This is a genomic window from Helicobacter sp. MIT 00-7814 (assembly GCF_003364115.1).
Lineage (GTDB): Bacteria > Campylobacterota > Campylobacteria > Campylobacterales > Helicobacteraceae > Helicobacter_F.
The window spans coordinates 1-8,215 of the sequence record NZ_NXLL01000045.1 but is presented as its reverse complement, the minus strand read 5'-3'; the positions used below and the strand labels follow the sequence as shown (position 1 = coordinate 8,215).

Sequence of the window (8,215 nt, the reverse complement as noted above, 5' to 3'; positions counted from 1 at the left end):
TCAAAACAATACCAAAATAAAAACCCAAAACAAAGGCAAAAAATGTTTATAATGTTGTTTAATTCGGATGAAAACTACATAAAATACGCGGGGGTGTTGCTCTAAACCATTGCGAAATCTAGCGCGAATGCTTGTGCAAAAAAAAAAAACCCCATAGGGGGGGGGGGGTAATAGGGAAAAATATATTTTTCATATCTTAACAGATTCTCTTTCTAGCAAAACAAAGCAAAAACTCCAAAGATTCCAAACGCAACTAAACACCATTTATCCTTGCGAAATTTTCTTGCATTATGTAGAGCAGAGCGTGTTTGAGGGCTTAAATAAATGGGGATTTGAGAGAAAGCAAAATTACCTTACTTATTATCGTTTGTTATTAGAGCGTTTTTTGCCAAAGGATTTGGACAAATGCCTTTACCTTGATGTGGATATGCTTGTGGTGGGGGATTTGAGAGAGCTTTTCACAATTGATTTGGGGGATAATTTTGCGGGCGTTGTGCTAGATTCCGTGCATATTAAACGCCACATTATTCCTTCTAAAAATCCACAATACCAAGATATTGTTCTTAATCCTAATTGGCAATTTAATGGCGGTTTTATATTGATTAATCTGCAAGCATGGCGCAGTGGGAAAATAGAGCAGAAAGCGTTAGAGTTTTTGCAAAATTACAATCCAGTGTTTTTAGACCAAGACACGCTTAATGTGCTTTTTGGGGAGAATACATTAAAACTCGGCTTAGAGTGGAATTTTGTAGCATTTTCTGCTTTTGAGAATGCAATTTTCAAAGGTGAAAACAAAGAATATACCATCAGATACACAAGAGCCGAGCATGAAAACGCTTTGAAAAATTTAAAGATTATCCATTACAATACAGGCTCAAAGCCTTGGAAAAGCTTAATAAAAAAGAAAAAATGCAAGCAGAATCTGCATAATGAGCGTATTTGTAAATGGTGGAAATACGCGCTTCAAACGCCTATTTTTGGGCTTGATATTAAAATATTGCGATTTAAATTAATGCTAGCAAAGCACCCTTTGCGTTTGGCAAGAAGCACAAAGCGTGCGTTGAAAAAAGTTAAGAATCTAATGCGTCACTAAAGAATGATGCTAAAGATTCTCGTCGCTTTTAATTCCTTATAAGTATCTTCCCTTCAAAGCCCGGGGTGCTTTTCATAAAATCCCTCGCCTCTTCCTCACTTTGGAATCCCTCTAAAAACACGCGATAAAGCGGTTGGTTGTCAGAATCTAGCATTTCTTTAATGATGGTTTTATAAGGCGGGTATTTGTCAAACTCTTCTTTTGTGCTTTGTGCGCCCTCTTTCCTTCTAAACGCCCCAAGCTGCAGTGCGAAGCTCCCGCCCGCTACACTTTGTGGCGTATAGCCGACTTTAAATTCCTCTTGCAGGCTCTCATCATCTTTGAGCTCATCTTTAGATTCTGTGTTTATCACGCCTTTAAAGCCTATCACTTCGATTTTGACTTTCGCCGTGCCAGAGCCGATCATATCGATATCCTTTGCCGCGGCATTACTCAAATCAATAATACGCCCTTCCACAAATGGCCCCCTATCATTGATACGCACAATCGTGCTCTTGCCATTTTCGACATTATAGACTTTTACCACCGTATTCATCGGAAATGTCTTGTGTGCGGCGGTGTGCGCATACATATTGTAGGTTTCGCCATTAGAAGTTTTTTTCGCGTGAAAATCCGGTCCATACCAGCTCGCTAGCCCTTCAAAAGTATCATGCAAGCTCACTTCTTGCGGGTGATACCACTTGCCAGCGATTTGATAGGGCTTCATTGTGGCGCGTTGGATTTCAGGGGATTCTCGCATTTGCTCCCCGCCAAGGTTAGAATCTATGCCTTTTTGAAACGCGTCCAAATCATCGTAATCCTCTGAAAAGCCTCTGTAGGTGTTTTTATTGCCATGCTCGAAACTGCGCTTATTGCGCTTTTCATAGTTGCCCCAATCCTCATACTCGCTAAATGAGCCTTTTCCGCCATTATACACGCTTGTGTTTGAGCAGCCAGCAAGCACCAGCGCGCTAAAGACAAAAGCATTTGTTTTGCTAAAAATTTTTTTAAAAGAAATATGTTTGTTTTGCATACCTGCCCCTTTTTTAAGAATCTCCAAGCTCAATAAAGCCATCTAATTCAATCCCGCTGATAAAATCCGTGTTTTGGTTATACAGCACATTCAAGCCGTGTAAATCCGTCCCGCCTTCATCATAATAAAATTTCCCCTCACCTTGAAAAATGCGCTTGTGATAGTCATACACACCCTTTTCACTCCACAGCGACAAGCCATCTTCGCGCGTGTAGCGGATATTTTGCGGGAAAAAATAAATATCTTTTTGCGCTTTGACAAAGGGCGCATACATTTCGCCCTTGCGTTGCAGAGAATCCATTTGGTAGGCAAAAAGCTCATACGCCTCATCATAGCTACTATAGCGCAGCAGCGTTTTGCCATTTGCAATAAGCGCGAGATTCTCTAAATCAAGCAAATAAAAGTCAAAATTTTCAATCGTCACATTTGGGATATTCGTGCCCACGCCTTTTGTCTTGCTTTCATCTTGCTTGAAAAACGCAATGCTTGCAAGGCTAAAAATGAGCAAGCCAAAAAAGAAAATATAAACGCTAGTTGAAATGTTTTTTAAGCTCACCGCTTTTGCCCTCTTTGCGTAAAATATCCTCTATCATCTCGCGCACAGCGCCTTTTCCGCCATTTTTACTAAGGAGTGTTTTTACCTCGCTCTTTATCCCAGAAGCGCAATCCTTTGGCGCGTAGGAGTTTTTGAGGATTCTAAACATTGATAAATCATTCAAATCATCGCCAATGCACGCCGCTTGATTTGGCTTTAAATTAAGGCTTGCTAAAACCTCGTTAATTATCTTGCCTTTATCGCTAATGCCAAGATAAGTCGCAAAAATCCCAAGCTCGCCCGCGCGCCTTTTGACTAGCTCGCATTCGCGCCCGCTGATGATGACAGATTTGCGCCCGAGATTCTTATTCCACACGCTAAGCCCCAACCCATCTTTAATGTTAAAGGTTTTTATCTCTTCGCCACTTTGCGTGTAGGTGATATCGCCCTGCGTCAATGTGCCATCGACATCGAGGAAAAGTATTTCAATTTTTTTCATAATACGCCTTTTGTGCTTGGTGTGTGGATTCTCGCATTTGGTGCAAGCGCGCGTCTAAGTGCAAGCGCGAAAGCTTTGAAACTCGCTTCGACTATGTGATGCAGATTCTTACCACGCTTTAGCACGATATGCGCGCTTATGTTAGCATTGAAGCAAATTGCTTTAAAAAATTCCTCCACAAGCTCAATATCAAAACTTCCGATTTTCCCTTTAAACGCGCCATCATACGCGCTCATATCAAAAACCAAATACGCGCGATTGCAAAGATCAATATCGCATTCCACATTTGCTTCGTCCATCACCGCACTTGCATTTCCAAAGCGTTCAACCCCGCTTAAAGGATAGAGCATACTTTTTAGCGCTTCACCCAGCGCGATACCGCAATCCTCCACGCTATGATGATCATCGATATGCGTATCGCCTTTGCAGAGGATCTCCATATCAATCAAACTATGCTTGCTTAGCGCCTCAAGCATATGATCAAAAAACCCAACCCCGCTTTGAATCTTGCTTTTCCCCTCGCCATAAAGTGCGAGAGTTAAGGTAATGTCAGTTTCTTTTGTCTTGCGCGTGTGGCTTTGTGGCTGTGTTTGCATAGATTTTCCTTAGTATTTTTTGTGATTTTGCGCGCTATTTTACCAAATTTGCCCTAGATTCTGCGCGCAAATGTATAAAAAAGTAAATCTTTGCATATTCTTATTTATAAAAGCAAAACAAAGTTTGTGAATTGCATTACAATCATTGCATTGCGATGGAATTTTGTAATCTTAAAAAATAGTGGATTTAAGGTTATGGTTAGGGGGTTTTTATGTTTTCATTAAGTAGTTTCAAAGTCCGCACAAAAATGCTTGTTTTTATGCTTATCCCGCTTGGGACGCTGATTTTTTTCTCTCTTATTATTCTTACTGACAGACATAAGGCATTTACAGACGCTTCGCGCTTAAGTGATGGTATTGTGCTTACAAGCAAGGTTGCGCAGCTTATCCATGAGTTGCAAAAAGAGCGCGGGGCGAGTGCGGGCTATCTTGGTGCGCGCAATGATGTTTTTAAGCAAAAGCTAGTGCAGCAGCGGGTTTTGAGTGATTCTGAAATTAAGAATCTTAAAGATTATCTGCAACATTTTGACTTAGAATCTTATCCTTTAAGCTTGCAAAGTAGCCTAAGCGCGCTCACTCAAAAGATTGATGAAATCTTTCAAACGCGTGCTGGCGTGGATAATGCAAGTATGAAAGCTGGCGATGCGATAGCGTATTATACGCAAACTATTGCGCTTGGGTTTGTGGTGATTAGCGATGTGGCAAGTATGAGCGCAAATGAAATCGCGGAAGCCTTGCGCGCATATATCGACTTCCTTAATGTGAAAGAAAATGCTGGGCAAGAGCGCGCGATACTTTCAAACACCTTTGGTGCGGATAAATTTGCGCAGGGTAATTATGAAAGATTTATTTTCCTTATGGGCGCGCAAGAGATTTATTTGACGAATTTTAAAGTCTATGCTTCGCAAAAAGCGCTTGATCTCTACAATAAAGATTCTCAAGATCCTAGCTTTGGCGAAGTGGAGAGAATGCGTCAAGTTGCGATTGCAAAATCGCGCGATGGCGGGTTTGGCGTAGATGGTGGATATTGGTTTGATACGATTACTAAAAAGATTAATTTACTCAAAGAAATCGAAGATGTCTTAACACAAGATTTGATCGCGCAAGTAGCATCTGAAGAATCTACCAACGCCTTTGGCTTTTGGTTTATGCTTGTGGTTACAATCTTTGCAGTGGTGGCAACTATTTTTGTAGGCTCGCTTGTGATTTCAAACATTGTATTGCGCATAGGCGGTATGCAGGGCTATTTGCTGAATCTAGAGAAAAATAAAGATATGAGCGTAATGCCAAAACTTGCAAAAAGCGATAAAGACGAGGTTGGGAGCATTTTTAGCGCGATTATTAGCTTCCTTGGCTCTATTGCGCAGATTTTCCGCACACTTGGCGCGCAAAGTAAGCAAAATGTGCAGATTTCAAAAGATTTGCTTCATACTTCAAGTGGCGTGCTTTCTCACACGCAAGAGGGCTTTAGGCTTTCTGAAGAGACAAATAAGATTGGCGCGAGGGTGGAAGATTCTCTGCGTAAAAATGTCGAAAAAATCTCTGAAACAATGAATGATATCGCACAAGCGCGCGAACAGCTGGGCGCAACTTCTGGCGTGATACAAAACTTCGCGCACACTATCACAAATGACGCGCAAAGTCAGCAAGATCTCGTGCAGACAATGCACACGCTCACGCAAGAGGCGCAAAATGTCAAAGGCGTGCTAGGGATTATCAATGATATTGCTAATCAAACAAACTTGCTAGCCCTTAATGCCGCGATTGAAGCAGCGCGCGCAGGCGAGCATGGCAGGGGCTTTGCAGTCGTGGCTGATGAGGTAAGAAAATTGGCTGAACGCACGCAAAAATCCTTGAGCGAAATTGATGTAACGCTAAATACTATCGCGCAGAGCATTGATGAAGTGCATACAGAGATAGAGCATAACGCGCAAAATTTCCAAACTTTTGTGGAGGATTCTCAAAAAATCGAAGAATCTATCCAAAGCGTGGTGGAAAAAATTGAGATTGTGAATTCTCTGGCTACTGATATGATTTCTAGTTCAAAAGCCCTTGATGAGGACACGAGCCTACTTTTGGACAATAACAAAACGCTAAGTGTCAATCTGCAAGAAATTGCCAAAGAAATGGACAAAATTTCGCACGCGGCAAATGAGCTAGATTCTAAAACTATCGAAATTGAAAGCAAGATTAATGAGTTTAAATTTTAAAAAAGACATAGAGCGCATTTTTGCCCTGTGGCAGGAGGCGCAAGAGGGACTTTTTGAATTTTACAAAGTGCTAGAAATTTGCGAAAATATAGAATCTGCGCGCGCGGTGGCTTTGCAAGAAAAACAAGAGATTTTGCAAAATCTTTGCGCGGAGTTAGAAATTGCGCCGGAGAAAAAGCATTTTGTCGCGTTGGTTGAGCGGATCGTGGCGTTGCGCGAAGATTCTATTTTGGAAGTTTTGAAAGCTTGTGGCAAAGATGAAAACACAATCGCGCAAAAAAGGGAATTTCTCATTGTTTTTGTGGCTAGATTCTATGAAAAACTTCAAGCGCATTTGCTTGAGCACATTACAAAAGAAAATCTTTTAACGCCCTTTTTTAGGGAGATTTTACGCGGTGTGTATGAAGTGGGGCAGTGTATGAATGCCTTTTTCATCGCGTGGGATAGGCGCTTGATACAGGGCATTAATAAGACTTTGGCGCAGAATTTTAGTTTGCAAGAGGCGGTGGCGTTTTTAGAGCCGACAATGGAGCGCGATAAATTTAACCAAAACGCGCAAAGGTGCTATTCTCTGCCGTATGAAAGCGCGCTTGGGCTTGGTGGGATTCTTAAAGCGAAGCCAAAAAGCGTGCCTTATGCGCGTGCTTTTCCAAAAGAGATCGGCGCGGTTGTGAGGGCTTTGGAGAAACTTTTGCAAAATTTGCAAGGTTTGGAGGAGGGCGAATTTTTTGCAAAAGATTCTTATATCGCGTATTTTGAGGCACTTAAAAATGCCTTCGCGTGCGAAGATTCTAGCAAACTTATAGAGTGCTGGCAGGAAGTGGATTTTGCTTGGATGCAGATAAGCGCGCCTTTGCAGGTGGGACATCCGCTTGAATATTATGAGGATATTTATCGCCATGCGGTGGCGCCGGAGTGGGATTTGCGCCTTGTGGTGGAGCAAAATCTAAGCGCGCCATATTCTTTTGATATCAAGCAGGGCGTGCGCTCTTGCTTTGAGTTTTTGAGCGCGTATTTGGGCGCAGATCCTAAAATGTGCGCGTTTGTAAAGCATAGCATTGAGAAAAGTATGTATTTTCCTTCCATTCCGCTTTTATTTTTTGGTGCGGAGAATAATGGGCAGTTTAGCGCGCAGGTGGTGCCAAATGATGAGTTTGTGAGTAAAAAAGAGGGCAAAAAAATCTTTGCATTTCCGCGAAAAATCATCGCTTCTGCGCGTGCAAAGCCAAAAATGCGCTTGAGCTATGAATTTTTTGCGAAAAGTTTCTTAGAATCTGCGCGCAAGGTTTTGTTCCAAAATCCCGCGCTTTGGCACAGCGTGTATGAGCTAAGCACGAATGGGCATGAGTTTGGGCATATTTTGTGGATTGATGAAAATACGGAATCTGCGATGAATGCAAGCGGGGAGTTTAAAAATATCGAGGAGTTCAAGGCTACAAGTGGCGGGATTCTGGCGTATTTGCTGTGCCATTCCCCGATACAAAATGAGCTTAAGGAGTTTTTGGCACATTCTACAGAATCTAAGAAGTTTAAAAATATCGAATATGCGCGCGAAGCGGAGCCGAGCGGAATTTACTTCCGCGAAGGTGATACAATTAAAGGAATAGAATCTAAGCTCAAAACAGCCGACAAAAAGAGCCTGCAAGTGTGGGAGGCGTTTTTTAGCGATTGCGTGAGGCGCGCGGTGGGACTTATGGCATGGAGGGAAAATCTTGAAGTGCGTCCATACTACTGCGAGGGGCTTATCCACTTGTGCGGAATGTTTGAATCTGGCGTGCTTAGGTTTGATAAGGCGCGCGAGTTTGGCAAATTGCGCGTGTATAAGTCAAAGTATGGCGCGCTTAGCCTTTGGTATGTGCGCACATATTTGAGCCTCGCGCGCCACTATCAGGCAAAGAATGACGCCAAAGCGTGGCTGGAGCGCTATTGTAAGGATTATGTCCCGGTGGCGCGCGAGGTGAGGGAGTTTGTGGAGCATTACTATGAGCGCTATTTGGCGATTGGTAGGGAAATTTATACAGATTCTCATTGATTCTTGCGCGGTATTTTTTTTGTCATTGCGAGGATTCTTTAGAATCCGAAGTAATCCATTGTTGGAATCTAGCCTTTTAGAATCTCATTTGTATTTTGAACTCCTTTGTAGGATTCTATATTTTTTTCAGAATCTTTTTGTTTGACTTAATCCCACTTAGATTCTAAAAGTTTCTTTTTGCAGGGGGACAAGGGGGCTTGAATTGCGAAGTCGCTCCCCTTATCCCCCTGCACCCCCA

Annotated in this window: 7 protein-coding genes; 3 read left to right on the top strand and 4 right to left on the bottom strand. The window is 42.3% G+C overall.

Translation table 11 applies throughout. The features are described 5' to 3' along the window. Positions 1-184 precede the first annotated feature (184 nt). Positions 185-1,093, top strand: a complete 909-nt coding sequence (locus CQA49_RS09435; RefSeq protein WP_115737551.1) for a glycosyltransferase family 8 protein — start codon at positions 185-187, stop codon at positions 1,091-1,093. A 28-nt stretch (positions 1,094-1,121) separates the two neighbouring features. Here the strand turns inward: CQA49_RS09435 and CQA49_RS09430 are convergent, their stop codons facing one another. The 4 genes from CQA49_RS09430 to hisB are packed head-to-tail and all read right to left on the bottom strand — an operon-like array spanning position 1,122 to position 3,735. Then, positions 1,122-2,105, bottom strand: coding sequence for a septal ring lytic transglycosylase RlpA family protein (locus tag CQA49_RS09430; protein WP_115575707.1), 984 nt, complete (start codon positions 2,103-2,105; stop codon positions 1,122-1,124). A gap of 13 nt (positions 2,106-2,118) precedes the next feature. Further along, positions 2,119-2,661, bottom strand: a complete 543-nt coding sequence (locus CQA49_RS09425) for a hypothetical protein (protein WP_115575706.1) — start codon at positions 2,659-2,661, stop codon at positions 2,119-2,121. Next, entirely contained in the window at positions 2,636-3,139 is a 504-nt protein-coding gene (locus CQA49_RS09420) for an HAD family hydrolase (protein WP_115575705.1), read from the bottom strand. Before CQA49_RS09420 ends, CQA49_RS09425 begins: the two co-directional genes overlap by 26 nt. Beyond that, positions 3,136-3,735: an imidazoleglycerol-phosphate dehydratase HisB gene (gene hisB / locus CQA49_RS09415; protein ID WP_115575704.1), complete on the bottom strand. Its 600-nt coding sequence runs from the start codon at positions 3,733-3,735 to the stop codon at positions 3,136-3,138. Before hisB ends, CQA49_RS09420 begins: the two co-directional genes overlap by 4 nt. A 212-nt stretch (positions 3,736-3,947) precedes the next feature. Here hisB and CQA49_RS10635 point away from each other — a divergent pair, with 212 nt between their 5' ends. Together CQA49_RS10635 and ciaB are read left to right on the top strand one after the other, a co-directional pair. Further along, the gene (locus CQA49_RS10635; protein WP_115575703.1) at positions 3,948-5,945 is read left to right on the top strand and encodes a methyl-accepting chemotaxis protein; all 1,998 of its coding nucleotides are present in this window, start codon (positions 3,948-3,950) and stop codon (positions 5,943-5,945) included. Then, positions 5,929-7,977, top strand: a complete 2,049-nt coding sequence (gene ciaB, locus CQA49_RS09405; protein ID WP_115575702.1) for an invasion protein CiaB — start codon at positions 5,929-5,931, stop codon at positions 7,975-7,977. Before CQA49_RS10635 ends, ciaB begins: the two co-directional genes overlap by 17 nt. Positions 7,978-8,215: the final 238 nt, after the last annotated feature.